Origin of the sequence: Pantoea sp. alder81, from assembly GCF_020179835.1 — a bacterium.
Lineage (GTDB): Bacteria > Pseudomonadota > Gammaproteobacteria > Enterobacterales > Enterobacteriaceae > Pantoea.
On the sequence record NZ_JAIUDA010000001.1, the window covers coordinates 685,670 to 710,778 of the forward strand.

Below are 25,109 nucleotides of genomic sequence, written 5' to 3' on the forward strand. Positions count from 1 at the left end.
TCAAATTACGGCAGCCTCGCCTATTCCAGTCCAGGCTTACAGGGCATTTCAACCGTAAGGAGACGTTATGAAGAAAATTCTCATCGCCACACTGGCGCTGGTCTGTGCTGCTGGGGCTCAGGCCGCCTCTGAAGAGGTGACACTGCATGAGGTCACTGCACAAGGTACCGGCGCCGCCATCGGCAAAGTCACTATCAGTGAAACGCCATATGGTTTGCAGTTTGCACCCGCGCTGACGGGCCTTAAACCGGGAGTCCATGGATTCCACGTGCATGCCAAAGGCAGTTGTGAGCCTGGACAATCGGATGGCAAAACCGTTGCGGCCGGCGCGGCCGGTGGACACCTTGATCCCCAGAATACCGGCAAACACCTCGGACCCTACGCCGACGGTCATCTGGGCGATCTGCCTGCGCTTTATGTCACCGACGATGGCAAGGCCGACTATCCGGTGGTTGCGCCACGTATAAAATCGCTGAGCGAAGTGAAAGGTAAGGCGTTAATGGTTCATGTGGGTGGCGATAATCATGCTGACCATCCGCAGCCGCTGGGTGGAGGCGGTGCCCGATTTGCCTGTGGGGTGATTTAAACTATTAGGCGGCAGGCAATCTGCCGTCTGCATCTTTTCACTGCCGGAAAAATTCTGACCCATTTTCCCGCTACACTCCGTGCGATATCCGTCCTATGATGTTGATTCAGGAATAGAACCTCTCAGGGGCAGGAATGAAAACGCGTGGGATTTTGCTGTTATGTGTATTACTCGCGGGATGTGATCAACCCAACGAAACGCAGTTGAGGTTAGATACCAGCCGCCAGCTACAGCGCACCATTGATACCAACCCGCTGCGTGCAAGTTGTGAGGATATTGCCCGTGGCCGGGAATGGCTGACTCAGCACACCCTTGAGCGGTTACAGGCGCAGGGCTGCCAGAACGTGCTGCGCAGCGCCACCGAAACTAACTTCCTGCACACCGAGTTTTTTCACCGCGCGTTAACTACCGTGTGTGGCTCAATTCGGGGTAAAAGTTTCACCGGCACCTATCTCGATCGCCGCTTTATCTATTCGTATGAAGAGCGATTTCTGGTGATTGAGCCGATGACCGAGCAGGACAAAACCCGTTTTGAAGGGCACAAAACTTTGCAGCAGTTGCAGGATGATTTCAACCGTCAGACCACGCAGTATTGCCAGTAATCAATCCGGCACCGCCTGACTTAACTGTGCCAGTGAGCAGCGCAGGCGCCATAAAATGCCCGCCAACGTATTGGCCTCGCTATCAGGCTGCTGCTGCAGTTGCGCAATCATACCTTCCAGCTCATCCAGTGTGGCCTGCAACGAAGTGTGACGCACGCCGCGCAGGCTCATAATCCGTTGTAAATCCTGCAAACTACTATCGCGCATCTGTGCCAGAGTGCTTGAGGCGGGTCGCCATTCACGTAATTGCCAGACGATGTGAGAACAGTTGAGCAGCACCACGCCCCAGCGCAGCAGCCAGACACGCGCCTGTTCATCACGGCTATTGCTCAACTGGCTAATGTGATGATAGATCTGCGATTCAAAGTGGCTTTCGCTTAGGCGTGGATGGCGTCGCAGCTGGTCAAGAAACGCATGGCGTAACGCGCGAATATGCCGGCGGCTTCGGCGCGCATCGGAACTCGGACGCAGTACCTGAAACGCCATCCATGCCAGCAGCACGCCGCACACTTTTGCCAGATTATCGTTGAGGAAGCTTTGATAATCCCAGTCCGGCGGATTGGTGACGGCGATAAATGAACCCATAAACACAATAAATTGCCCCCACATCCCCGCGCGTTTTTTCTGCTGCAGCTTAAACAGTTGCAAGGTAATCAGTAGCGGAAACAGCACCAGCAGAAATTGCCACAGGGCGCTGATTTGCACCATCAATCCGTATTGCAGCAGAAAACTGAACACCGACAGCCACAGCAGGGTTTTTAGCAACAGTGACACGCTGCCACTGGGGGAGGGAGCGGAAGAGTAGAGTACGCAGGCAATCGCTGTCAGCGTCAGGGCTGCCGCGCCCGCATCCCACTGCGTATCGATCCAAAAGGCACAGCCCAGCATGATAACGCTGAAGGTGCGTAACGCACTCCAGCCCGCTTCAGCGCTGTCGCTTTCTCGTGCCAAAGAGGGCACATCCGGGGGCTGAAAGCGCGTATCGGCGTCAGCGCGTTCAATCAAGCGTATCCAGCGATTGACGTTGAGGTAAACCCAACAGAAGTAGCGCAGACGCTGAACAAAGGCGCGCTGGCGGTAATCGCCGGTTGCTTCCGGTGTCACGCTGCGCAGTATGCGCGCCAGTCGATACTTATCACACTGCGGTAATGCCAGTTCGTGCAACAGTTGCTGAATGGCGGCGTAGAGTTCCGGAGGCGCATCCGGCCAGTTAAGCAGCATGCGGCGCAGGCTGGAGAGAACGCTGGTCAGGCGTAGCTGCTGGTGCAAAACATAGTTGAGCACGTTGTTCTGACGGCGATAGCGGTAATGGCTCCAGAACGCCTGAATACGCAGCAAGTTCATGGTGAGAATCTGGCTGATGACATTCTCATGCGCGGTGCGCACGTTATCGGTGCTGCTTTGCTGCAACAGTAAAACCGCATGATCCAGCAGACGGGCGTGCATCTGCCGCAGCGAGTTCATTAAGGTGTTGCCATCCGACGTGCTGGGCAAAACCATCATCATCAGACCGGCACACAGAATGCCTGAAATCACTTCGCAAACGCGCGCCTGAGTGATATCCCACAGCTGGGTCACATCGGTAATGTTGACGCTGCTAAAGGCAATGATCGCCGCGGTATATCCGGCCAGTGAGAACGCGTAAGCAACATTGTTTTGATAGTGGTTGGCGATCCACGTACAGAACGCCAGCCAGCCAGCCATAAAAAAGGCAAATAGCCAGGGCTCGTTGAGCGTGTGTCCGGCAATCAACAGGGCTGCCGTGGCGCCCAGCAAACTGCCGACAATGCGACCCAGACTTTTACTGATCGCGCCGCCCACGGTCGGGAAACTCACCACAGCGGCGGACGTCATCGCCCAATAGGGTTCGTCCAGTTGCAGCGCATAGGCGATGGTCAGCGCCAGACACATGGCAATCGCGTTACGTAAGGCATAGCGCCATTCTCCCCCGGTTGCTTTAATCCAGGGTAGATTTTGCCAGGCCAGCCACTGCAGATTCATGGCGGCCTCAATGTGCGATGGAAATCGTACAGGTGGTGCCCGCCACCAGCGGAACATCATCCGGAATTGCATCCAATCGAATGCGCACCGGCACCCGCTGCGCCAGTCGCACCCAGGGCACATTCGGTTTGATGTCCGGCACTAATCCGCTGTCCGTTGCAACGCTCTGATCGTAAATGGCGCGCCCGATACTCTCCACTTTGCCCCGTAAGCGAGCACCGTTGCTGTACAGCACAATTTGCGCGTCTGCGCCGGGCTGAATGTGACGCAGTTTGGTCTCTTCGAAATAACCCATCACGTAATAAGAGTGGCTATCCACCAATGCGAACAGTGGCGTTCCGGCGGTGGCGTAATTGCCGGGACGGAGTGTCAGGTTGCTGATCCAACCGTCGGTGGGGGCGGTAAGGGTGGTTTGCTGCAGGTTCCAGCGCGCCTGATCCAGACTGGCCTGTGCCGCTTTAGTGGTGGCGGTGGCGGCGTTCGCTGTTAATCGCGCGGCATCCATATCTTCTGCTGAAATCACGTTGCGCGGCAGGCTGGCGCGGCGATTGGCCTCATGCTGAGCTTTGGCCAGATCGGATTGCGCCTTCGCCAGCTGGGCATCTGCGTTATCCAGGGCAATTTGCCAGGGCACGGGATCGATTTTCAGTAGGACGTCACCTTTATGCACAAACTGGTTGTCATGCACCTTCAGATCAATGATTCGCCCTGAAACTTCCGGTGTGATATCCACCAACTCAGCGCGCACTTTGCCATCACGCGTCCACGGTGACTGCATGTAGTAGTTCCACATCCACCAGCCGGCAATCAGGGCCAGGGCAAACACCACCAGAGTTGAAAAGTATTTAAAAGGGTTGAATTTCATGGTGATTTATCCGAGGCTCAGTATCCACAGTGCGCCAGTGACGCAGAGAACAAACAGGGAAAGATCCATCAAGGTGGGATGCCAGATGTCGCCGGAGTACATCCAGCCGCGCAGCAAGGGGTGAATCAGTAACCAGAAAAAGAACCCCAGCAGCACGGCTTTAAACAGCGGCGGAAAGAACAGCGAGGCACCAAATACCAGGTCAGTAAGCGGAGCGGTGGCGGAAAGTGCGGTAATGGACACGTGTTTTCATCCTTCATGGTCCCAGGTTCTCTCTATAACTAGCGTAGAAGAGAGCGTGCCGTCTGGCCTGAGATTTGTAATTTGTCCTGTAAACTCGCAGAATAGTGTAAAATCTGGCTTGATAGCTAGCAAGCTAATTATAAGGAGATGAAATGGATACGCCCCTCGGAACAGACCTGTCTCGGCTGGTACGCATCTGGCGTGCCTTGATTGACCAGCGTTTGAAGCCGCTTGAGCTGACACAAACGCATTGGGTGACGTTACACAATATTCATCAACTCCCGCCAGAGCAGTCGCAAATCCAGTTGGCAAAAGCCATTGGTATTGAACAGCCTTCACTGGTGCGTACGCTGGATCAGCTGGAAGAGAAAGGATTAATCACCCGTGCCACCTGCGCTAACGATCGTCGTGCCAAGCGCATCAAGCTGACTAAGCAAGCCGAGCCGATCATTGAGAAGGTTGAAAATGTGATTGACGCCACCCGTGATGACATCCTTTCAGGCATCAGCCTTGAAGAGATCAATCAGATGGTCACGCTGATTGCACGGCTGGAAAAAAACATTCTTGAGTTCCAGAACCGCGAGAAATAAAAAAACCGACGCGCTGGCGTCGGTTTTTTTTATCTGTTCGCTTAGCGTGGTGAAACGGTCACCTGGCTGCCGTTAGACGCCATCACGACGCGCTGACCCACGGAGTAACGGGTTGCAGCCTGCTTCTGCACCACCATAATGGTGTTGCCATCGTCTTTACGGATTTCCAGCTCAACACCGTCAGACTTGTTAACTGCACCCTGTACGCCCTGACCTGCGACGCCGCCGAGTACCGCACCCCCTGCCGTAGCCAGACTACGACCGGTACCGCCACCAATGGTGTTACCGAGGAAACCACCCAGTACCGCACCACCAATCGCGCCAATCACGTTATTTTCATCGCCACCCTGGATTTTAACCGGGCGAACCGACACCAGAGTACCGTAAGAAACACTTTGTACTTGTTTGGCTTCATTGGCGCTATACACATCACCGGAAAGGGTGTCATTGCTGACACAACCTGCCAGCGTCAGGCCGGTCAGTGCCACGGCTACAAAACGCTTAATCATCAGAAAGCTCCTTAATGCAAAAAAACGCCATGTTCTCGTCCTCTACAGCAAGAGTATAAGACAGAAAGCTGGCAATTGACTCTATGTCCAAATAATACGCGGCTGAGGCGAAGGATAGACCATTGCCCCTCAACAAAAATTCAATTTCGTGCTGAAAATATTTTAGCGCTGAAATGCTGTGTGCTGTGCGGTTGAAAAGCGGAATTTTATCATAGAATTAGCCGCTGATATTTGCCAGGCTAAACAGAATCGTATTGAAGACTCGCACGTGGGTAAGGAACCGCTATGAAATCAGGACGCTATATTGGTGTGATGTCCGGCACCAGCCTCGACGGGGTAGATGTGGTGCTGGCGGTCATTGATGAGCATATGGTGGCGCAGCAGGCCAGCTATTGCCACCCAATGCCGCAGGAGATTCGCCAACAGGTGCTGGCCATCTGTCAGGGGCAATCGCTGACCCTGTCACAACTCGGCCAACTGGATACCCGATTGGGCAAGCTGTTTGCAGAAGCGGTGTTGACCCTAATGCAGCGGCAATCTCTGGAAGCCAGCGACATCATGGCAATAGGTTGCCATGGTCAGACCGTTTGGCATGAACCACAGAGCGACGCGCCGAATACGCTGCAGATTGGTGATAGCAATCAGATCGCCGCAGCCACAGGAGTCACAGTGGTGGCCGATTTTAGACGTCGCGACATGGCTTTAGGTGGACAAGGTGCGCCACTGGTTCCCGCGTTCCATCAGGCGCTACTGATGGACAGCACTGAAAGGCGCATGGTGCTCAATATTGGCGGTATTGCCAATCTGTCGTTGTTGATCCCAGGCCAGCCGGTGCGTGGCTTTGATACCGGCCCCGGCAATATGCTGATTGATGCGTGGATCTGGCGCCATAAGGGCGTGCCCTATGATAAAGATGCCAGCTGGGCACGCAGTGGTCAGGTGGTGCCTGCACTGCTTGATGAAATGCTCAACGACCCCTGGTTTGCGCTGCCACCACCCAAAAGTACCGGCCGTGAATATTTCAATCTTGGCTGGGTTGAGCGCCAACTACAGCGCTTCCCGGCACTGGCACCGCAGGACGTGCAGGCCACACTTAGCGAACTCACTGCACTAACCATTGCTCAGCAAGTTCAGCTCAACGATGGCTGCGATCGGCTGTTGGTCTGCGGTGGTGGAAGTCGCAATCCGGTGCTGATGGCCCGACTGGCAGCTTATCTGCCGGGAACGGAAGTCGGGACGACCGATGAAGCCGGGATCAGTGGCGATGATATGGAAGCGTTGGCGTTCGCCTGGCTGGCGTTTCGCACTTTATCCGGTCTGCCTGGTAATTTACCGGCGGTGACCGGTGCACGAGAAATGAGTGTGTTGGGCGCCATTTATCCGGCGAATGCCCGATTAACACGTTAAGGAGTGAACGATGAAAAAAATCGCTATGATGTTGGGCTGTGCCGTTGCGCTGAGTGGTTGCGGCATGATGCACAAAGAGCAGCCAGCACCCCAGACATTGCGCTACCAGTGCGGCACTTTGCCGTTGACGGTGACACTGGATAATCCAAAGCAGCAGGTGAGCTTTATTCTGGATGGTAAACCGCTCACCTTAACGCAAACTGTATCGGCTTCCGGCGCGCGATACAGCGACGGCACTTATGTCTTCTGGTCGAAAGGCAATGGCGCTTTTGTTGAGCGCAATGACAAAATCGTGATTAATGACTGTGAATTGCAAAATGCGGATGCGTCCGCCCAGTAACGAAGAGAATCAGCATGAGCGACAGTGATAGCTTGCAAAATATTGCCCATTTGCGTCGTGAGTACACCCGCGGCGGACTGAGACGTAACGATCTGCCAGACAATCCGCTGGCGCTGTTTGAACATTGGCTCAGGCAGGCGTGCGATGCGCAATTGCCTGATCCCACAGCGATGACCGTCGCCACCGTGGACAGCAGCGGTCAGCCTTATCAGCGCATCGTGTTGCTGAAGCATTATGATGAGCAAGGTATGGTGTTTTACACCAACCTTGGCAGCCGTAAGGCGCTGCAACTGGCCGATAACCCGCGCATCTCGCTTCACTTCCCGTGGCACTTCCTTGAGCGTCAGGTGATGGTGCTGGGTGAAGTTGAGAAACTGACGCCACTGGAAGTATTGAAATACTTCAGCAGCCGTCCGCGTGACAGCCAGATTGGTGCCTGGGTGTCGAAGCAATCGAGCCGTATTTCGGCGCGCGGCGTGCTGGAGGGCAAGTTCCTTGAACTGAAGCAGAAATTCCAGCAAGGCGAAGTGCCTTTACCCAGTTTCTGGGGCGGATATCGCGTCAAATTCCACACCGTGGAGTTCTGGCAGGGCGGCGAGCATCGTCTGCACGATCGCTTCCTCTATCAACGTGAAGCCGATGGCTGGACGATTGACCGTTTAGCCCCGTAAAACTGCGTTTTACCCCCTTTCAACGCTGGCGCAGTTGGCGTCAGCGCTTTATGCTATAGCCCTCTTTTTTTTCGTATCCGCATCTCAGCGGAAAGCTGTGTACCAGCCTAGGTGCAGTCTGATCAATTTGGAGTCAGTGATGACCAGCAGTAACCTGATACAACAATTGCAAGAAAGGGGCTTAGTCGCCCAGGTAACGGACGAGGAAGCGTTAGCAGAGCGACTGGCGCAAGGGCCAATTGCACTCTATTGCGGCTTCGATCCGACCGCTGATAGCTTGCACTTGGGCCATCTGGTGCCGCTGCTCTGCCTGAAACGTTTTCAGGACGCCGGACACAAGCCGGTCGCGCTGGTGGGTGGTGCCACCGGTCTGATTGGCGATCCCAGCTTTAAAGCAGCAGAACGTAAACTCAACACCGCTGATACCGTGGGCGAGTGGGTCGAGAAGATCCGCAACCAGGTGGCGCCTTTCCTTAGCTTCGATTGCGGTGACAACAGCGCCATTGCGGCCAATAACTACGACTGGTTCGGCGGCATGAACGTGCTGACCTTCCTGCGCGATATTGGCAAGCACTTCTCGGTGAACCAGATGATTAACCGCGAAGCGGTGAAGCAGCGTCTGAATCGTGAAGATCAGGGTATCTCCTACACCGAATTCTCCTACAACCTATTGCAGGGTTATGACTTCGCGGAGCTGAACAAGCGTCACGATGTGGTGCTGCAGATTGGTGGTTCCGATCAGTGGGGCAACATCACTTCAGGTATCGACCTAACGCGTCGCCTGCATCAGCAGCAAGCGTGGGGCTTGACCGTTCCGTTGATCACCAAATCAGACGGTACCAAATTCGGTAAAACCGAAGGTGGCGCAGTCTGGCTTGATGCGAAGAAAACCAGCCCGTACAAGTTCTACCAGTTCTGGATCAACACGGCCGATGCTGACGTGTATCGCTTCCTGAAGTTCTTCACCTTTATGAGCATTGAAGAGATCAATGCGCTGGAAGAGGAAGACAAGAACAGCGGTAAGGCGCCACGTGCGCAGTATGTGCTGGCAGAGTTAGTTACCCGTCTGGTGCACGGCGAAGCGGGTCTGACCGCGGCAAAACGTATCACCGACAGCCTGTTCTCAGGCAGCCTGACCGAAATGACCGAAGCGGACTTCGAGCAGTTGGCGCAGGATGGTATGCCGGTGATTAACCTGAATGCGGAAGACGATCTGCAGCAGGCGCTGGTGGCCGCTGAACTGGTGCCGTCTCGTGGCCAGGCGCGTACCATGATCGGTTCTAACGCCGTGTCGCTTAACGGTGAAAAACAATCTGACGCCGAGTATCGTTTCAGCGACAGCGACAAACTGTTTGGTCGCTTCACGCTGTTGCGTCGCGGTAAAAAACACTACTGCCTGATTAACTGGCAGTAAGGTTCGAGGGCCGGTTTCCGGCCCTTTTTTATGGCAAGGCAGTACAGGGCAATCAGTACAGGGCAATAATGAAAAATATCCTCGCAATCCAGTCTCATGTGGTTTACGGCCACGCTGGTAACAGCGCCGCCGAATTCCCAATGCGTCGTATGGGCGCAAACGTTTGGCCGTTGAACACCGTACAGTTCTCTAACCATACGCAGTACGGTCACTGGACCGGCACTGTGATGCCCGCTACGCATCTGACCGACATCGTCAAAGGCATTGCGGCGATTGACCGTCTGAAGACCTGTGATGCGGTGCTGAGCGGCTATTTAGGGTCTGCAGAGCAGGGCGAGCAGATTCTGGAGATCGTGCGTCAGGTGAAAGCCGCCAATCCGAACGCGTGGTTCTTCTGCGATCCGGTGATGGGCCATCCTGAGAAGGGCTGCATCGTGGCGCCCGGCGTCGCGGAATTCCATTGCAAGATGGCGATGCCGGCCAGCGATATCATCGCCCCGAACTTGCTGGAGCTGGAAATGCTCAGCGGTCACGAAGTGTCTAACGTGGAGCAGGCGGTGGTTGCCGCCCGTGCCTTAGTCGCGCAGGGCCCCAAAGTGGTGCTGGTGAAGCATCTGGCGCGTGCCGGACGCCGCAGCGATCGCTTTGAAATGCTGCTGGTCACCGCTGACGAGTGCTGGCACATCAGCCGTCCGCTGGTGGATTTCGGGGTACGTCAGCCAGTAGGCGTCGGCGATCTCACCAGTGGTTTACTGCTGGTCGATCTGCTTCATGGTAAATCGTTGCAGGATGCGCTGGAGCACGTTACCGCCGCAGTGTATGAAGTGATGCTGAAAACCCATGAGATGGGCGAGTATGAGCTGCAACTGGTGGCGGCACAGGACGCGATTGCGCAACCGACTCAGCATTTTGCTGCTGAGAAGCTGTAACAGCTGCGAAATCTGCAGGCAACCACCCGGTGGCCTGCAGACACAATGCAAAACAGGCGCACAGTGTGCGCCTGAATCGTCTTAAACCAAACCTTCCGCCTTCAACGCTGCCTGCACCGCCGGGCGTTCCGCGACGCGATCAAACCAAGCTTCAAGCGCCGTTAACCCGCTCAAATCCAGCTTGATGGCTTTTGCCCAGCGTGTGACCACGAACAGATAGACATCGGCCACGGTATAACGCAGGCCCATCAGCCACTGCTTGTCTTGCAGCGCTTCATTTACCGCCTGATATTTCTTCTCTAACTGCGCTCGCACAATCGCTTTGTACTCTTCCGGTGTGTCCGGGCGGAACAGCGGAGAAAAGGTTTTGTGCAGTTCACTGCTGACAAAGCTCAGCCATTCAATGGTGTGGTAGCGCGTCAGGCTGCCGGTCGGTGCCAGCAAATTGCGGTCTGGCTTCAGATCCGCCAGATACTGCACAATGGCAACGCCCTCGGTCAACAAGCTGCCGTCATCAAATTGCAGCGCGGGAACCTGTCCTTTGGGGTTAATTTGCCAGTAATCTTCTCCCTGCTCGGTGACCTTTTTCTGCAGATCGACATTGACCTGGGTAAAGTCCAGCCCGCATTCAAGCGCAACAATATGCGGTGATAGCGAACAGGCACCGGGCTTGCAATAGAGTTTCATCATGGCTTCTCCTGGAAGTGTGGTTGTGATCGAATTAGCATAAATCTGCGAAAATAATTTACCAGTGACCGCGATCAGGAATTACGGTCCGCTTTTAACTTTTCTGGAGCAAAACAAGGAAGCGAAGGCAATTGTTCCAGCGCATAGTCCCAGAACTGCCGCACCTTGGGTGTCATGTTCTTAACCCGCTGTGTGACCAGCTGTACCGGCAATGGGGCAGGTTCCCACTCGGGTAATAGACGGATCAGTTTGCCATCACGAATATCATCCAGCACCTGGTACGACAGCAAACGACCAATCCCCTGGCCACCCCGCAGCGTTTCCAGCTGGCTTTCAATATCGTTAACGCGCAGACGTGGCAAAATGCGCACGCGTAAATCCTGCGCAAAGCGCCACTCTCTTGTGTGGCGTAAGCTGGTGATCACGGTATGTTGCTGGAGCTCTGTTGGATGTGCAGGCGCACCCGCAAGCCTGAGATATTCTGGGCTCGCCACCAATGTCGAACGCACGCTGCCCACTTTACGTGCCACCATTGAGGAATCCTGTAATTCTCCAATGCGCAGCGCGATATCCAGTCCGTTTTCTATCAAATCCTGATAGCTGTCGCTCAATACCACTTCGATCTGCATCTCAGGATGCTGCTGCAAAAAGGCATTGACCAGCGGCATGATATGGCGTCGACCAAAAGGCACGGGCGCAGTGATACGCAGCAACCCCTGCAGGCCACTGTGATGCGCGCTGTCCAGCGCGTGCTGATAATCACCTAATATTTGCTGCGCACGTTCAAACAGCTGCCAGCCGGCTTCTGTCGGCGCGAGTTGACGCGTGGTGCGTTCAATCAGGGTGGTGCCGAGACGGGATTCGAGTGCGTTTAACGATCGTGTGATGACCGGTGGGGATCGCTGTAGCAGACGTGCGGCGCCGGCCAGGCTGCCTTGCTGAACCACCGCGACAAATACCTGCAGCTCTTCGAATCGGTCCATGATAATTACCGCTTGATAAACAAGAAGCCGTCATCATGCGGGTAAGTGGATTAAAAGCGAAGCTTTGGCAGCAGGAAACGTTAAACCGGTGTGAATAAATGAGTAACAGGAAATAAAAAAGCCGGGCATTTGCCCGGCTTGTTCACATCACCTTCATTACTGATTCGCGTTAGCGCTTTTCAGTTCAGGCTGTGGAGCATCACTCTGCGTCATACGGTTCAGCAGTGGCGCGGTGATCAGCATCAGGATAGCGATCACGCCGGTAGCAATACCAATCTGCTGGAACACATGGCTGTAAACTTCCAGTGAGGCATGGGGATCGGTCACATCACTCGGCACGGCCATCAGGTTAGCCACTTTACCGGCAATCATTGCGGCACCCGCAGTGGTCAGGAACCACGAACCCATGATGAAGCCCATCAGACGCTGTGGGACTAACTGAGCCACCATCGCCAGGCCGAGACCAGAAATCATCAGTTCGCCCACACTCTGCAGTGCATAGCTGATGATCAGCCAGTTCACAGAGACAATACCGGCATCGTTAGCGAATTTGGCACCAAATGGCAGCACCAGGAACGCGGCAGAGCACAGCACCATACCGATGGCGAATTTGTGCGGCATAGGCAGTTTGTCGCCCAGCTTGTTATACACCGCGGCCAGAATCGGGCTAGCCAGCATGATCCAGAACGGGTTCAGCGCCTGGAACTGTTCGGGTTCGAAAGTGATGCCCAGAATGGCATGCTCAACGTTACGAATGGCAAAGAAGTTGAGTGAGGTTGGCATCTGCATGTAGAGCACAAAGAACACAATCGCTTCGACCATCAGCAGGAAGGCCACGATCATTTTACGACGAGCCGCACCCTGCAGCGCAAAAGCTTCTTTCGCAAACACCAGCACGATACCGATGGCAATCACGCCCAGCGCAATGCGAGCGATGGTTTGGTGATGTAACAGCCAGGCCGCGATCGCCACCAGAGCCACTACACCCACCAGCGTCATCAGCAATTTGCTGACGTTCAGCGGTGCAAAGTCAGGTTTAGAGCCGTAGTTTTTCACCAGGCGCTGGCAGAACAGGAAGTTCAGTAAGGTAATCACCAGACCCACTACGGAGAGCGAGAAAGCAGCGCCCCAGCCGTAATGTGCAGCCAGCCACGGTGTCAGCATCATCGAGAACAGTGAACCGATGTTGATCGACATGTAGAACATGGTGAAAGCACCGTCGATGCGCGGATCATCTTTCTCGTAGCAGGTAGACAGCAAAGAAGAGGGGTTGGCTTTAAACAAGCCACTGCCCACGGCAATGGTCGCCATGCCAACGTACACCATCGCGGTATCGTGGCCTGAGAAGGCGATCAGTGCATAACCGAGAGCCAGCACGATCACGCCGAGCACAATCACGCGTTTGGTGCCCAATACTTTATCGCCCAGCCAGCCGCCAATCGCGACCATGCCGTAGACCAGGGCGCTGAACGAGGTGAACAGGGTAATGGAGTCCGCTTCGGACATCCCCAGCTGTTTCACCAGGTAAACGGCCATGATGGCTTGCAGACCGTAGTAGCCGAAACGCTCCCACAGTTCGATGGAGAAAATCAGATAAAACGCTTTCGGTTGCTTGAACGCGTTGAGGCTTACTGCCTCGTCAGTGTGTTTGTTTGCAGTTGACACGTGTACCTCAGTTTATACATAGCCTGTTTTACGACAGGAATTAAGTCTGCGTCGGGCTGAGCAATCCCGCGCAACATTGTTATTAGAAAGGAAAAACGGCGCCTAATTTGGCTGAATCAGGCCATCAGGGCAAGCATTTTTTGCACGCTGAAATACTTGTAACAGGTAGGGTTAATGCCGTTATAAGAAGTTGTAAATCAGTGTTAAATATTGCTGGGTGGCATTATATCAGAATAATCGTACTAACTGGAGATCCTGAAGATCATTTTCCTGATATAAACTCCTTAAGGCGTATTTTACAGAATATAACGCTGTAGATGATTATTTATACCAATATAAAGCTTGCGGTTGCACACTTACTAAGCACAATTGCTTGATTGTTGAGCGTAATGGGCGGGTTGAAGTTTCCAATAGGCTAATTTGTTGATCCTGCGCACAAAATTACGAATTAATAAAATCCGTAAAAGAAGTAAACGATTGCGCGGTCGACGTCTGTCGAGTTAATCACCATTAAGGGCAGTTTTTAACCGCATAAAATGCAGGCTTTAACCACAATGCTCGCAAGCGAAAGTGAGTGATCTTGCGCGGAAATGCGCTTAGACAGGTCGTGATGTTTGCTGTAACCTCGTTTTTTCCCTAAAAGGACGTAGCCATGACGCAGTCAGTTCGTGTCGCCCTTGTTGGCGATTACCGTGCCAATGCCGTTGCACATCAAGCCATTCCTCCTGCTGTACAGTTTGCCGCAAAATCCCTCTCGCTAGACGTTACCGCCGACTGGATCGCCACTCCTGATATCCATCAACATAACTGGAACGATTACGATGCCATCTGGGTTGTGCCAGGCAGCCCGTATCTGAACGACGAAGGTGTCTTTGCAACGATCCGCTGGGCGCGTGAAAACCACAAACCTTTCCTGGGTTCGTGTGGCGGTTTCCAGTATGCGGTGGTGGAGTACGCTCGCAATGTGCTGGGTTGGGAAGATGCCGGACATGCGGAAACGGATGAAGGTGGGCGCTGGGTGATTGCCCCGCTAGCCTGTTCGCTGGTGGAACAGCGTGGCACGGTGACATTCGAAGCGGGCTCACGCATTGCGCAGGCCTACGGCGCGCTCGAAAGTAATGAAGGCTATCACTGCAATTTCGGCGTGAATCCAGAATTTAGCGCCGCGCTGGCGACCAATAATCTGAAGATTACCTCGTGGGATTTGGATCAGGATGTCCGTGGCGTTGAACTGACCGATCATCCGTTCTTTGTTGCGACGCTGTTTCAGTCAGAGCGAGCGGCGCTGCAAAATCGACTATCCCCGCTGGTGGTCGCCTGGCTGCAGGCCGCGGCCAAATAATAGATTGAACAGAGAGGCTGCTTTGCCTCTCTTCACTTGTCCAGACATAGCAGGGGTTTACGCGCACGACCCGACTGGTGATAACTTTCGATAGCCGCGCGCCACTCGCTCAATGGGAAAATGTCGACCTCACCACACTCGCTGTCACGCAGCAGCGGCCAGACTTCTGAGAAAAGCTGTTGCCACTGTGCCGCGTCAATATCGCCCAAAGTGTGCCGTACATGAAACCAGCGCAGTGCCGGACGAGCGGCGTTAACGCGCACCGGCGTGCCGCTTAGGACGCCATAAGCCACAAAGTGCGCGTGCTCAGGCAGCGCCTGCCAGATGTATTGTCCCGTTTCGCCTCCCACCGCATCAAACACGATGTCTGTTTGCGCACTTACTGCACCCATCGCTTCCCATTCGGTGTCCTGCAATGCCGTCAGGCCCAGAGCTTGCAACCGCTCTGCATGCGCTGACGACCGATACACCACCACCACACGTTGTGCACCGTGCAGGTGGGCCCACTGGGCCAGCAAAAGCGCGCACGCGGATCCACCGGCAGTGATGAGTACGTTTTTACCGCTGACCGGCCATTGCTGCAGCATCAGCCAGGCGGCCAGCGGGTTGATATAAGCGCGTGCGGCCAGCGTACTCACGATATCGTCCGGAACCGGAACGGCGAGTTGTGGATCGATATCAACATAACGTTGCCAGCAGCCCACGCCACGCAGCGGCAAGACGCGTTGGCCTACCCGATGCTGTAAAGAGGGAGGTGCGGCGATCACGGTGCCCACACCTTCGTAGCCGGCTATCTGCGGAGGTGCCACACGATGACGATAAGCACCGGTAATCGGGATCAGGTCAGACGCGTTAATCGGCGCATAGTGCATTTGCACACGCAGCATGTCAGCGGGACGTGGGTTTAAAGAGGAGGATTCCAGCGTCAGCACATCTACAGGATCGCCAAACTGCCGATACAAGAGCGCGAGATTGCGACCGGCTATCGGCATGGACTCAGACTTCGGTTTTGGCGTCGAACTCACACAGATCTTCAATCAGGCAGGAGCCACAGCGCGGTTTACGTGCTACGCAGGTATAGCGGCCGTGCAAGATCAACCAATGGTGGCAATCGACTTTAAAGGCGGAAGGCACCACTTTAATCAGCTTATCTTCGACTTCTTCAACATTTTTGCCGGGCGCGAAGCGGGTGCGATTGCTGACGCGGAAGATATGCGTATCCACCGCAATGGTCGGCCAGCCAAAGGCGGTATTCAACACTACGTTGGCGGTCTTGCGTCCGACACCGGGCAGGGCTTCTAGTGCTGCCCGATCTTCGGGGACTTCACCGCCATGCTGCTCGATAAGCATGCGGCAGGTTTTGATCACATTCTCTGCCTTGCTGTTAAACAGGCCGATGGTCTTGATGTACTCCTTCACGCCATCCACGCCTAACGCCAGAATCGCGGCAGGGGTATTGGCCACCGGATAGAGCTTAGCGGTGGCCTTGTTGACGCTGACATCCGTCGATTGTGCGGAGAGCAGAACCGCAATCAGCAGTTCAAAGGGTGAGCTAAAGTTCAGTTCCGTAGTGGGATGCGGGTTGTCATCACGCAGACGCGTGAGAATTTCCAGTCGCTTATCCTTGTTCACACTGCTTTCCCGGTTTCACCCTGCGGGGCAGCTTCAGGTTCAGAGGCACGCAAGGCGGCGCGTTGCTTCATTTTCTGATCGATCAGATATTTACCCGCCAGCAACATACCCAAACCGATAAACGCACCTGGCGGCAGCATGGCCAGCAACATCGGTGAATCGAAATGGAACACTTCAATACGCAGCGCTTTAGCCCAGGGGCCCAGCAGTTGGTCAGCACCGTTAAACAGCGTGCCGCTACCAATCAATTCACGAATTGAACCTAAGGTCACCATCGCGCAGGTCGCGCCCATACCAATGGCAAATCCATCCAGCGCGGAGAGCGGAATGCTGCTTTTCGACGCTACCGCTTCCGCACGGCCCACAACGATACAGTTGGTCACGATCAGGGGGATGAAGATACCCAGTGATTGATACAGGCCGTAAGCGTAAGCATTAATCAGCATCTGTACACAGCTCACCACCGAGGCGATGATCATCACATAAATAGGGATACGGATTTCCGCCGGCACCCAACGACGCGACGCCGAAATGGCGCTGTTAGTGATGGTCAACACCAGCGTGGTGGCCAGGCCAAGACCGAGGGCGTTAGTGGCGGTTGAGGTCACGGCCAGCAGCGGGCACAAGCCGAGCAGCTGCACTAAGGCGGAGTTGTTTTTCCACAGGCCGCCAACCAGCAGGTTTTTCGCTTCACTCATGGTGCATCTCCACATTCTGGCAGCGAAGAGAGCTTCGCTGGCAACGTTTCAATCAGTAAGGCGGCACGTTTAGTGGCATTGACCACCGCGCGCGGGGTAATGGTGGCGCCGGTAAATTGATCAAATTCACCACCGTCTTTTTTCACCGCAAAGTTCTTGTCATCGGCACCGTGCACGACTTTGCCGTTAAAGCTGTTGATCCAGTTAGAAATACGCAGTTCGATCTTGTCGCCCAGCCCTGGCGTTTCATGGTGTTCCACTACGCGCACGCCCAGTACTTTGCCCTGGAAATCGGCACCAACCAACATCTGAATCGCACCAGAATAGCCGTCTGGCGCGGTGGTCTCAAGCGCTGCGGCGACAGGCTTGTCACCTTTACGTGCCAGATAGAGATGATGCGGCTGGTTATTGCCTAATGCCGCTGCATCCGTCACCAGGAAACACTCTTGCTGAATGTGATTGTCATACATCTCGGTGGGCACCACCTGATCGAGCAGGTTCTTTTGCTGCAGCGCCGTCTGATGTTCCACCGTGGGCTTGGTGACATAGTTCACCACGGCCGTGACGCCGGTGGTGATCACTGCAAACGCCGCCAGCGTCACGGCATTTTTACGAATAGCATCGAACATCATTAATCCTTGCGATGGCCGTAAACGCGCGGCTGGGTGTAGTAATCAATCAGCGGCACGCAGATGTTCGCCAACAGAACCGCGAAGGCCACACCGTCCGGATAACCCCCAAAACTTCGAATCAGCCACACCAGCAAGCCAATCAATGCACCATAAACCAGGCGACCACGGTTAGTCGTCGAAGCGGTGACCGGGTCGGTGGCGATAAAGAACGCGCCGAGCATGGTTGCGCCAGAGAACAAATGAATCAGCGGCGAGTTCAGTGATTCCGGTGAGAACAACCAGCCAAGGGTTGCGCAGAAGGCCAGCGACACCAGGAAACTGACGGGGATGTGCCAGCGAATGGCATTCTTCGCCAGCAGCAGCATCCCACCCAGCAGATAGCCAAGGTTGATCCACTGCCAGCCTAATCCGGCCAGCACGCCGGTATAAATCGGCTCAGCCAGCAACTGCTCTGCACTGTGCCCGGCACGTAAGCCGGTTTTAAAGGTATCCAGTGGGGTGGCCTGACTCACGCCATCCACTCCGAGCTGGAGTTGCTGCATGGTCTCACCGGCCATTGTGTGATTGGTGAAAACCATGCTCAGAGAATCGAGCAAACCAGGTTTGATCGCCTGTAAGGAGTCTGGTGGTAACCAGCTGGTCATCTGCACCGGGAAAGAGATCAGTAAGACCACATAACCCACCATGGCCGGGTTAAACGGGTTTTGACCCAGGCCGCCATAGAGTTGTTTTGCGATAACAATGGCAAACACGGTGCCGATGACCACCAGCCACCAGGGCGCCAGCGGCGGCAGACTGATACCGAGCAGCAGTGCGGTGAGCAGGGCAGAGTTATCCGACAGTGTCGGAACCACCGGTGTCTTGCGCAGACGCAAAATGGCGCCTTCAGTGATCCACGCGGTGGCGGTGGCCAGTAATACCTGAATCAGAAAACCCACGCCAAAGAAATACCACTGCGCAACCATGCCCGGCAGGGCAGCCAGCACCACCAGCAGCATGATGTTGCCGGTGCTGCGGCGGTTGTGGGTATAAGGAGAACTTGCGATACGAAAAGCCATTTATTCCTCAGTCGTCGAAGGCTGCTGCTGCGCTTTACGCGCTTTGGCACGGGCGACCGCGGCAGCAATTGCCGCTTTACGTGGGTCGGCGGAGTCAGGAGAGGCAGCAGCCTCCACTTCAGAAGATGATTCAGGTGCGGTTTCAGTGGGTACCGATGCTTGTTCAGCCGCCGCTGCCTTCTTCGCTTTAGCGCGGGCAATGGCGGCTTCAACTGCTGCTTTACGCGGATCGACTTCAGCGGCCGGAGCTGCATTCGCGGGTTCAGATGCTTGTTCACCAGCCGCAGCCGCAGCTTTCTTCGCTTTAGCACGCGCAATAGCGGCTTCAACCGCCGCTTTACGCGGATCGACTTCAGCGGCCGGGGCTGCATCAGCGGGTTCAGATGCTTGTTCACCAGCCGCAGCCGCAGCTTTCTTCGCTTTAGCACGCGCAATAGCGGCTTCAACCGCTGCTTTACGCGGATCGACTTCAGCAGCAGGAGCTGCATCCGCAGGCTCAGAAACTTGTTCGCCAGCCGCAGCCGCAGCTTTCTTCGCCTTGGCGCGCGCAATGGCGGCTTCAATCGCCGCTTTACGCGGATCGACTTCAACAGCAGGAGCTGCATCAGCAGGCTCAGAAACTTGTTCGCCAGCAGCCGCCGCAGCTTTCTTCGCCTTGGCGCGCGCAATGGCGGCTTCAACCGCCGCTTTACGCGGATCGACTTCAGCAGCCGGAGCTGCATCAGCAGGCTCAGGCGCTTGTTCGCCAGCCGCAGCCGCCGCTTTCTTCGCTTTGGCACGCGCAATAGCGGCTTCAACCGCCGCTTTACGCGGATCGGCCTCAGCAACAGATGTTTCAGCAACGTCGTTTACTGGTTGCTCAGCGACACCAGACTTCTTCGCCTTAGCACGCGCAATTGCCGCTTCAACCGCGGCTTTACGGGGATCGCCAGACTGGCGGCTCAGCGCCTGCGTTTCAGACTGTTTTTCCGCCTGCTGAGCTAACGCCTGCGCATGACGGGCTTCGCGTTCGGCGGTTTCCTGCTCTGGTGTTTTGGCGGCACGCGACTTCACGCGAGCAATCGCCGCGTCACGTTCACCCTGATCGCTACGCGCCACACGCTGTTTGGCTTCTTCATGACGCGCTTCACGCGCCAGCTTTTCACGTTCTAAACGCGCCTGACGCGCTTCAAAGCGCGCCTTCGCTTCGGCGGTGCGCTTCGCTTCGAGATCGATAGCACGTAATTCGGCCTTCTCCTGGCGATAATATTGCACCAGCGGAATATTACTCGGGCAGACGTACGCACAGGCACCGCACTCAATGCAGTCATCAATATTATGGGCACGCGCTTTCTCATGGTCGCCGCCCTGGCTGTACCAGAATAGCTGCTGAGGCAGCAGCTTCGCCGGGCAGGCATCTGCACAGGCACTGCAACGAATACAAGACTGCTCTTCTTCGTTATTGCCCATCTCACTGGCTGACGGCGCCAGAATGCAGTTGGAGATTTTAACCAGCGGCACGTTCAGTGATGGCAGCGTAAAGCCCATCAGCGGACCGCCCATGATCACCATCTGACGCGAGCCCGGTGTGAAATCAACATGGTGCAACAGATGGCTCACCGGCGTGCCCAGACGTCCCCAAACGTTACGCGGCTGCGCAATGGCTTCGCCTGTCAGCGTGACGACACGTTCGGTAATCGGCTCGCCATCGATAATGGCGCGCTTGACCGCCCAAGCCGTACCGACGTTTTGCATCAGCACGCCGATATCGGTGGAACGACCGCCGTGCGGCACTTCAACGCCGGTAAGAATCTTAGTCAGTTGTTTGGCGCCACCCGATGGGTACTTGGTTGGGATAACGCGCAGTTGCAACTCGCGGTCACCGCCCAAAGCCTGCTTTAGCGCTGCAATCGCCTCGGGTTTATTATCTTCGATGCCAATCATCACTCGTTCTGCCTGCAATACCCAGGCAAGGATGCGACATCCTTCCAGCACTTCCGCCGCGCAGTCCTGCATCAGACGATCATCGGCAGTGATGTAAGGCTCGCATTCGGCGGCGTTGATAATCAGGGTTTTGACCCCGCGCAATCCGCCACGCAGCTTGGTGGCGGTGGGGAAGCCCGCACCACCTAAACCGGCGACGCCTGCTTCATGAATACGTTTCACGACATCTTCACGTGGCAACGCACGGAAGTCAGGTTGCGGATCGAGCGTGGTCCAGCGATCTTCACCATCGGCGCGCAGGAAAATACACAGTTCGGAAAGACCCGAAGGGTGCGCTGTCATATGTGGCGCAATCGCTTCGATGGTACCGGAAGTCGGCGCGTGAACCGGCAGCATGCGTCCGCTACCAAAAGTCAGCGGCTGACCACGCAGAACGTGATCGCCAGGCGACACGCAAATCTCGCCTTCATGGCCGATATGCTGTTTTAACGGAATGATGAATTGTTCAGGCAGCGGCAACTGGCTTAGTGGCGTGCCGTTTGACTGGGTTTTCATTTCCGGCGGATGAATACCGCCCTGAAAATCCCACAGTTTTTCTTTGCGGAACAGTTTTAGCAGATTAAGCATGAGTTTCTACCGGGATCACCCGTACAGGAATGGTTTCGAGATCCCATTTCCAGTTGGCCGTTGTGGTGGCAACCGGACGCATTTCAATACAGTCGGTCGGACAGGGAGCAACACACAAATCGCAGCCAGTACAGACATCGCTCAGCACGGTATGCATGGCGCGTGTGGCGCCCACAATCGCATCCACCGGGCAAGCCTGGATGCATTTGGTGCAGCCGATGCAGTTGGCTTCATCAATCCATGCCACGGTGCGGATCGGTTCCTGCACTTCCTCACCACCATCCAGCGGTTGCGGTTCAACGTTCAGCAGTGCGGCCAGCTTGAGCATGGTTTGCTCGCCACCGGGGGCGCATTTATTAATGGCTTCACCGTTATTACCCACGGCATCCGCATACGGACGGCAGCCGGGATAACCACACTGTCCGCACTGACTCTGCGGCAGAATACTGTCGATCTGTTCAACGATCGGATCTTCTTCCACCTCGAATCGGCGCGAGGCGTAGCCGAGCAGGGCGCCAAAGACCAGGCCCAGCGCAGCAATCGCCACAATAGCAATCCAAATCGCGGTCATTAGAATTTCACCAGCCCGGTAAAGCCCATAAAGGCCAGCGCCATCAAGCCTGCGGTCACTAATGCAATTGAGTTGCCCTTGAATGGCGCAGGGACGTTGGCTAACACCAGGCGTTCACGCATACCGGCGAACAGCACCATCACCAAAGAGAAGCCGAGCGAGGCACTGAAGCCATAGACCGCGGCCTGCAAAAAGGTATGGTTAAGATTGACGCTCAGTAGCGGCACACCCAGCACTGCGCAGTTAGTGGTAATCAGCGGCAGGAAGATACCCAGCAAGCGATAGAGTGACGGGCTGGTTTTGCGCACCACCATTTCGGTGAATTGCACCACTACGGCGATCACCAGGATGTACGCCAGCGTGCGCAGGTAAACCAGGTCGAGCGGCACCAGAATCAGATGGTTCACCAGCCAGGCGCAGATCGCCGCGAGGGTGATCACGAAAGTGGTGGCGAGTCCCATGCCAATGGCCGTTTCCAATTTTTTTGACACGCCCATGAAGGGGCATAGGCCGAGAAACTTCACTAATACGAAGTTGTTCACCAGCACGGTGCCAATAAAGAGAAGTAAGTAGTCGGTCATTTTTTAACCTGGGAAGCCGAAAGGCGTCTATTATCCGGAATTGAGACGTGCATCTCAACCTCTACACAAAATGTGTGGGTGTTGAGAGCACTCAGAATTAAATTCCTGACGAAACTCGCGCCGTTATGGTTGGATAAACGTCTCTTTCACACGCTGTGAGCGTTTGAAGTAGGGCACAAATACCGCCGCAGCCAGCAGCGATAACAGCAGCGTTTGAATCGCCTTACTATCCGCCACCGGGCTGAACGCGAACGTTTTCAATGCCAGTAGCACGGTCATCAGCAGCCACAGGATGTAATGACGCGGTAAGCGGCGAGAACGTTTACAGAAAATCCAGCAGACCCAGATACTGTATACCCAGACCACAGCGGCGGTGAGCAGAGAAATCGCCCATTGCATCAACAACTCGCCGTGAGTAAACAGCGTGGTGCGCAGTTCGGTATTAAATAACGGGCTCAGATACATGGCCACGACGAGCGCACTGGTCAGCATTGTCATAATCAACCAGGCCAGCGGCAACAACAGCCAGCCAGCAATACGCGGCGGGTTTACCGATTCGGTCATCTTGCGGATCCTGTAACGAAATTTAGAAGGCGTTGTATGTCCAAACGGGGCACGCCCGACATGGACAACGCAATAGTGCAGAAAAAGGCGGGGAAAACCAATTACATTACGTAGCGCCAGACAGATTTTGGCACGCGTCCCATATCGAAAAGGCGGCCGCCGGAAACAAGTTCAGCACGACGGTGATCGGCAGCGCGATACATATTGATGATGTCATTATCATCGGTCAGCGAATAATTAAGATGGTCGTAGAGTTTTTCCAGACTCTCAAGATTATTCACTTTGCGGAATTTCAACAGGTAATCTAGCGCAGTCATGATTGCCATTAAAAAATAGAAAACTGGGAAGTGCCCAAGTATAGGGAGCACGCCGTCAGAGTCCATACGCACGCGTTAAAAAAATTCAAAAATCAGACAACGTGAGCTAATTCGCTCATAAAAAGACATTTTTTCTTCATTTTACTGTTTTAAACGCGCATTTCTGACCGCGAATAGGGCAATTTCAGCCCCGACGCACGATAGGATGTAAAAAAAGCTCACACCCTTAAAGCAAATAAACGACGTCATTCTTTTTTCAACTTAGCGCCCTGATTTTTACGCTTATAAAGGCTTTATGGGGCAAATAATGCAGATCAGTTTGGCAAATTCAGGTGCAAGCTTTAAAAACACCCATCACATAGTGTGCGAATAATCACAAAACTGATCATTGCTCGTGTCCGCGGTCAATAACCATTCTTTACGCAACGTCTGTAATCGCTTCCAGTGTTAACGTACATAACCGATTCTGTTTATTACATTTATTTAACGGCTACTGAAATAATTTTCAGGCAAATCGTCCATATGGCTGGTACGACTTCTTAAGTGGTTAATTCCGTAACCCCTTTAATTCATTCTATTTTGTGAGGCATGTCGCGCTTGTTTTCTCGCTTTTGCGCCAGGCTTAATCTGCGTTTTGTACCCCTACAGCACACTCCCTTCAGAGGAATGAAATTATGTGGAAACGTTTACTCTTAACCGCCATGGTGAGTTCAGCATTGAGTACGTCTGTACTTGCCGCTGATATGACGGTGGGCTTCTCACAGGTTGGCTCGGAATCTGGCTGGCGTTCAGCGGAAACCAACGTGGCGAAAAGCGAAGCGCAAAAGCGCGGTATCACGTTGAAAATCGCCGATGGTCAGCAGAAGCAGGAAAACCAAATCAAAGCGGTGCGTTCGTTCATCGCACAGGGCGTTGACGCCATCTTCATCGCCCCGGTGGTACAAACCGGTTGGGAACCGGTGCTTGAAGAAGCCAAAGACGCCAAAATTCCGGTGTTCCTGTTAGACCGCGCCATCGTGGTAAAAGACAAGTCGCTGTATATGGCGGTGGTGACCGCAGACAACGTGCTGGAAGGCAAGTTGATCGGTGACTGGCTGGTGAAAACAGTCGGCGACAAGAAGTGTAACGTGGTTGAGTTACAAGGCACCGTGGGTGCCAGCGTAGCGATCGATCGTAAGAAAGGATTTGCCGAAGCCATCGCGGGCCACAACAACATCAAAGTGATCCGTTCGCAGTCCGGCGACTTTACCCGTAGTAAAGGGAAAGAGGTAATGGAGAGCTTTATCAAGGCGGAAAACAACGGCAAGAACATCTGCATGGTGTATGCGCATAACGATGATATGGCTATCGGTGCCATCCAGGCTATCAAAGAGGCGGGTCTGAAGCCGGGCAAAGATATCCTTACCGGTTCTATCGATGGCGTTCCGGATATCTACAAAGCGATGCTGGCGGGTGAGGCCAATGCCAACGTAGAGCTGACGCCAAACATGGCGGGTCCGGCTTTCGATGCGCTGGAGAAATTCAAAAAAGACGGCACGATGCCACCAAAAATCATCAAAACCGAATCGAAACTGTATCTGCCGGACTCCGCGCAGGCCCAGCTCGACACCAAAAAAGGCATGGGTTACTGATCCCCGCAACCGCCCTTCGGGGCGGTTTTTCATGACGTAAG

27 protein-coding genes are annotated in these 25,109 nt (G+C 54.6%); 10 read left to right on the forward strand and 17 right to left on the reverse strand.

Features of this window, described 5'->3' with window-relative positions:
• The first annotated feature begins 67 nt into the window (after window positions 1–67).
• Entirely contained in the window at window positions 68–586 is a 519-nt protein-coding gene (gene sodC / locus LBW88_RS03320) for a superoxide dismutase family protein (protein ID WP_224928798.1), read from the forward strand.
• Between the two features lie 134 nt (window positions 587–720).
• Window positions 721–1,188 carry a hypothetical protein gene (locus LBW88_RS03325; protein WP_224928795.1) on the forward strand — a complete coding sequence of 156 codons (468 nt, stop codon included), beginning with the start codon at window positions 721–723 and terminating at the stop codon, window positions 1,186–1,188.
• Here LBW88_RS03325 and LBW88_RS03330 read toward each other — a convergent pair whose 3' ends face one another.
• The 3 genes from LBW88_RS03330 to LBW88_RS03340 are packed head-to-tail and all read right to left on the reverse strand — an operon-like array spanning window position 1,189 to window position 4,297.
• A complete protein-coding gene (locus tag LBW88_RS03330; RefSeq protein ID WP_224928792.1) occupies window positions 1,189–3,189 on the reverse strand; it encodes an FUSC family protein in 2,001 nt (666 codons plus the stop codon).
• 7 nt (window positions 3,190–3,196) lie between these two features.
• The gene (locus tag LBW88_RS03335; protein ID WP_224928789.1) at window positions 3,197–4,054 is read right to left on the reverse strand and encodes an HlyD family secretion protein; all 858 of its coding nucleotides are present in this window, start codon (window positions 4,052–4,054) and stop codon (window positions 3,197–3,199) included.
• Between the two features lie 6 nt (window positions 4,055–4,060).
• On the reverse strand, window positions 4,061–4,297 hold the full coding sequence (locus LBW88_RS03340; RefSeq protein WP_038647264.1) for a DUF1656 domain-containing protein: 237 nt from the start codon (window positions 4,295–4,297) through the stop codon (window positions 4,061–4,063).
• A gap of 152 nt (window positions 4,298–4,449) precedes the next feature.
• Here LBW88_RS03340 and slyA point away from each other — a divergent pair, with 152 nt between their 5' ends.
• On the forward strand, window positions 4,450–4,887 hold the full coding sequence (gene slyA / locus LBW88_RS03345; protein ID WP_224928786.1) for a transcriptional regulator SlyA: 438 nt from the start codon (window positions 4,450–4,452) through the stop codon (window positions 4,885–4,887).
• A 41-nt stretch (window positions 4,888–4,928) separates the two neighbouring features.
• Here slyA and slyB read toward each other — a convergent pair whose 3' ends face one another.
• Window positions 4,929–5,396 carry an outer membrane lipoprotein SlyB gene (slyB, locus tag LBW88_RS03350; protein WP_034821586.1) on the reverse strand — a complete coding sequence of 156 codons (468 nt, stop codon included), beginning with the start codon at window positions 5,394–5,396 and terminating at the stop codon, window positions 4,929–4,931.
• A 285-nt stretch (window positions 5,397–5,681) separates the two neighbouring features.
• Here slyB and anmK point away from each other — a divergent pair, with 285 nt between their 5' ends.
• From anmK to pdxY, 5 genes are all read left to right on the forward strand, one after another.
• Window positions 5,682–6,803, forward strand: coding sequence for an anhydro-N-acetylmuramic acid kinase (anmK, locus tag LBW88_RS03355; RefSeq protein ID WP_224928783.1), 1,122 nt, complete (start codon window positions 5,682–5,684; stop codon window positions 6,801–6,803).
• A gap of 10 nt (window positions 6,804–6,813) precedes the next feature.
• Complete coding sequence (locus LBW88_RS03360; RefSeq protein ID WP_414004065.1) at window positions 6,814–7,143, forward strand: MliC family protein; 330 nt, start codon at window positions 6,814–6,816, stop codon at window positions 7,141–7,143.
• A 14-nt stretch (window positions 7,144–7,157) separates the two neighbouring features.
• A complete protein-coding gene (pdxH, locus tag LBW88_RS03365; RefSeq protein ID WP_224928779.1) occupies window positions 7,158–7,814 on the forward strand; it encodes a pyridoxamine 5'-phosphate oxidase in 657 nt (218 codons plus the stop codon).
• Between the two features lie 139 nt (window positions 7,815–7,953).
• A complete protein-coding gene (gene tyrS, locus LBW88_RS03370; protein WP_224928776.1) occupies window positions 7,954–9,228 on the forward strand; it encodes a tyrosine--tRNA ligase in 1,275 nt (424 codons plus the stop codon).
• 65 nt (window positions 9,229–9,293) lie between these two features.
• The gene (gene pdxY / locus LBW88_RS03375; protein WP_224930258.1) at window positions 9,294–10,157 is read left to right on the forward strand and encodes a pyridoxal kinase PdxY; all 864 of its coding nucleotides are present in this window, start codon (window positions 9,294–9,296) and stop codon (window positions 10,155–10,157) included.
• Between the two features lie 81 nt (window positions 10,158–10,238).
• Here the strand turns inward: pdxY and gstA are convergent, their stop codons facing one another.
• The 3 genes from gstA to dtpA form a co-directional block, all read right to left on the reverse strand.
• Window positions 10,239–10,844, reverse strand: coding sequence for a glutathione transferase GstA (gstA, locus tag LBW88_RS03380; protein WP_224930256.1), 606 nt, complete (start codon window positions 10,842–10,844; stop codon window positions 10,239–10,241).
• Between the two features lie 74 nt (window positions 10,845–10,918).
• A complete protein-coding gene (locus tag LBW88_RS03385; protein WP_224928773.1) occupies window positions 10,919–11,827 on the reverse strand; it encodes a LysR family transcriptional regulator in 909 nt (302 codons plus the stop codon).
• Between the two features lie 156 nt (window positions 11,828–11,983).
• Window positions 11,984–13,492, reverse strand: a complete 1,509-nt coding sequence (dtpA, locus tag LBW88_RS03390; protein ID WP_224928770.1) for a dipeptide/tripeptide permease DtpA — start codon at window positions 13,490–13,492, stop codon at window positions 11,984–11,986.
• Between the two features lie 652 nt (window positions 13,493–14,144).
• On the opposite strand from dtpA, the gene LBW88_RS03395 reads away from it, so the two are divergent.
• Complete coding sequence (locus LBW88_RS03395) at window positions 14,145–14,834, forward strand: CTP synthase (RefSeq protein WP_224928767.1); 690 nt, start codon at window positions 14,145–14,147, stop codon at window positions 14,832–14,834.
• Window positions 14,835–14,866: 32 nt separating this feature from the next.
• Here the strand turns inward: LBW88_RS03395 and LBW88_RS03400 are convergent, their stop codons facing one another.
• The 10 genes from LBW88_RS03400 to ydgT all read right to left on the reverse strand — a co-directional run bounded on the left by LBW88_RS03400 (window position 14,867) and on the right by ydgT (window position 23,437).
• Complete coding sequence (locus tag LBW88_RS03400) at window positions 14,867–15,859, reverse strand: zinc-dependent alcohol dehydrogenase family protein (RefSeq protein WP_320442521.1); 993 nt, start codon at window positions 15,857–15,859, stop codon at window positions 14,867–14,869.
• The gene (gene nth, locus LBW88_RS03405) at window positions 15,831–16,466 is read right to left on the reverse strand and encodes an endonuclease III (protein ID WP_224928764.1); all 636 of its coding nucleotides are present in this window, start codon (window positions 16,464–16,466) and stop codon (window positions 15,831–15,833) included. The genes LBW88_RS03400 and nth overlap by 29 nt, the downstream gene beginning before the upstream one ends.
• Complete coding sequence (locus tag LBW88_RS03410; protein WP_224928761.1) at window positions 16,463–17,164, reverse strand: electron transport complex subunit E; 702 nt, start codon at window positions 17,162–17,164, stop codon at window positions 16,463–16,465. Before LBW88_RS03410 ends, nth begins: the two co-directional genes overlap by 4 nt.
• Entirely contained in the window at window positions 17,161–17,793 is a 633-nt protein-coding gene (gene rsxG, locus LBW88_RS03415; protein ID WP_224928758.1) for an electron transport complex subunit RsxG, read from the reverse strand. Before rsxG ends, LBW88_RS03410 begins: the two co-directional genes overlap by 4 nt.
• A 2-nt stretch (window positions 17,794–17,795) precedes the next feature.
• Window positions 17,796–18,854, reverse strand: coding sequence for an electron transport complex subunit RsxD (rsxD, locus tag LBW88_RS03420; protein ID WP_224928755.1), 1,059 nt, complete (start codon window positions 18,852–18,854; stop codon window positions 17,796–17,798).
• Entirely contained in the window at window positions 18,855–21,404 is a 2,550-nt protein-coding gene (gene rsxC / locus LBW88_RS03425) for an electron transport complex subunit RsxC (RefSeq protein WP_224928752.1), read from the reverse strand.
• A complete protein-coding gene (gene rsxB, locus LBW88_RS03430; RefSeq protein ID WP_034827415.1) occupies window positions 21,397–21,975 on the reverse strand; it encodes an electron transport complex subunit RsxB in 579 nt (192 codons plus the stop codon). Before rsxB ends, rsxC begins: the two co-directional genes overlap by 8 nt.
• A complete protein-coding gene (gene rsxA, locus LBW88_RS03435) occupies window positions 21,975–22,556 on the reverse strand; it encodes an electron transport complex subunit RsxA (RefSeq protein ID WP_084938429.1) in 582 nt (193 codons plus the stop codon). Before rsxA ends, rsxB begins: the two co-directional genes overlap by 1 nt.
• Window positions 22,557–22,679: 123 nt before the next feature.
• Window positions 22,680–23,120 carry a DUF2569 domain-containing protein gene (locus LBW88_RS03440; protein WP_224928749.1) on the reverse strand — a complete coding sequence of 147 codons (441 nt, stop codon included), beginning with the start codon at window positions 23,118–23,120 and terminating at the stop codon, window positions 22,680–22,682.
• Between the two features lie 101 nt (window positions 23,121–23,221).
• Window positions 23,222–23,437 carry a transcription modulator YdgT gene (gene ydgT, locus LBW88_RS03445; protein ID WP_038647227.1) on the reverse strand — a complete coding sequence of 72 codons (216 nt, stop codon included), beginning with the start codon at window positions 23,435–23,437 and terminating at the stop codon, window positions 23,222–23,224.
• A 674-nt stretch (window positions 23,438–24,111) separates the two neighbouring features.
• Between ydgT and ytfQ the strand changes: the two genes are divergently transcribed.
• Window positions 24,112–25,068: a galactofuranose ABC transporter, galactofuranose-binding protein YtfQ gene (gene ytfQ, locus LBW88_RS03450; RefSeq protein ID WP_097119804.1), complete on the forward strand. Its 957-nt coding sequence runs from the start codon at window positions 24,112–24,114 to the stop codon at window positions 25,066–25,068.
• Window positions 25,069–25,109 lie beyond the last annotated feature (41 nt).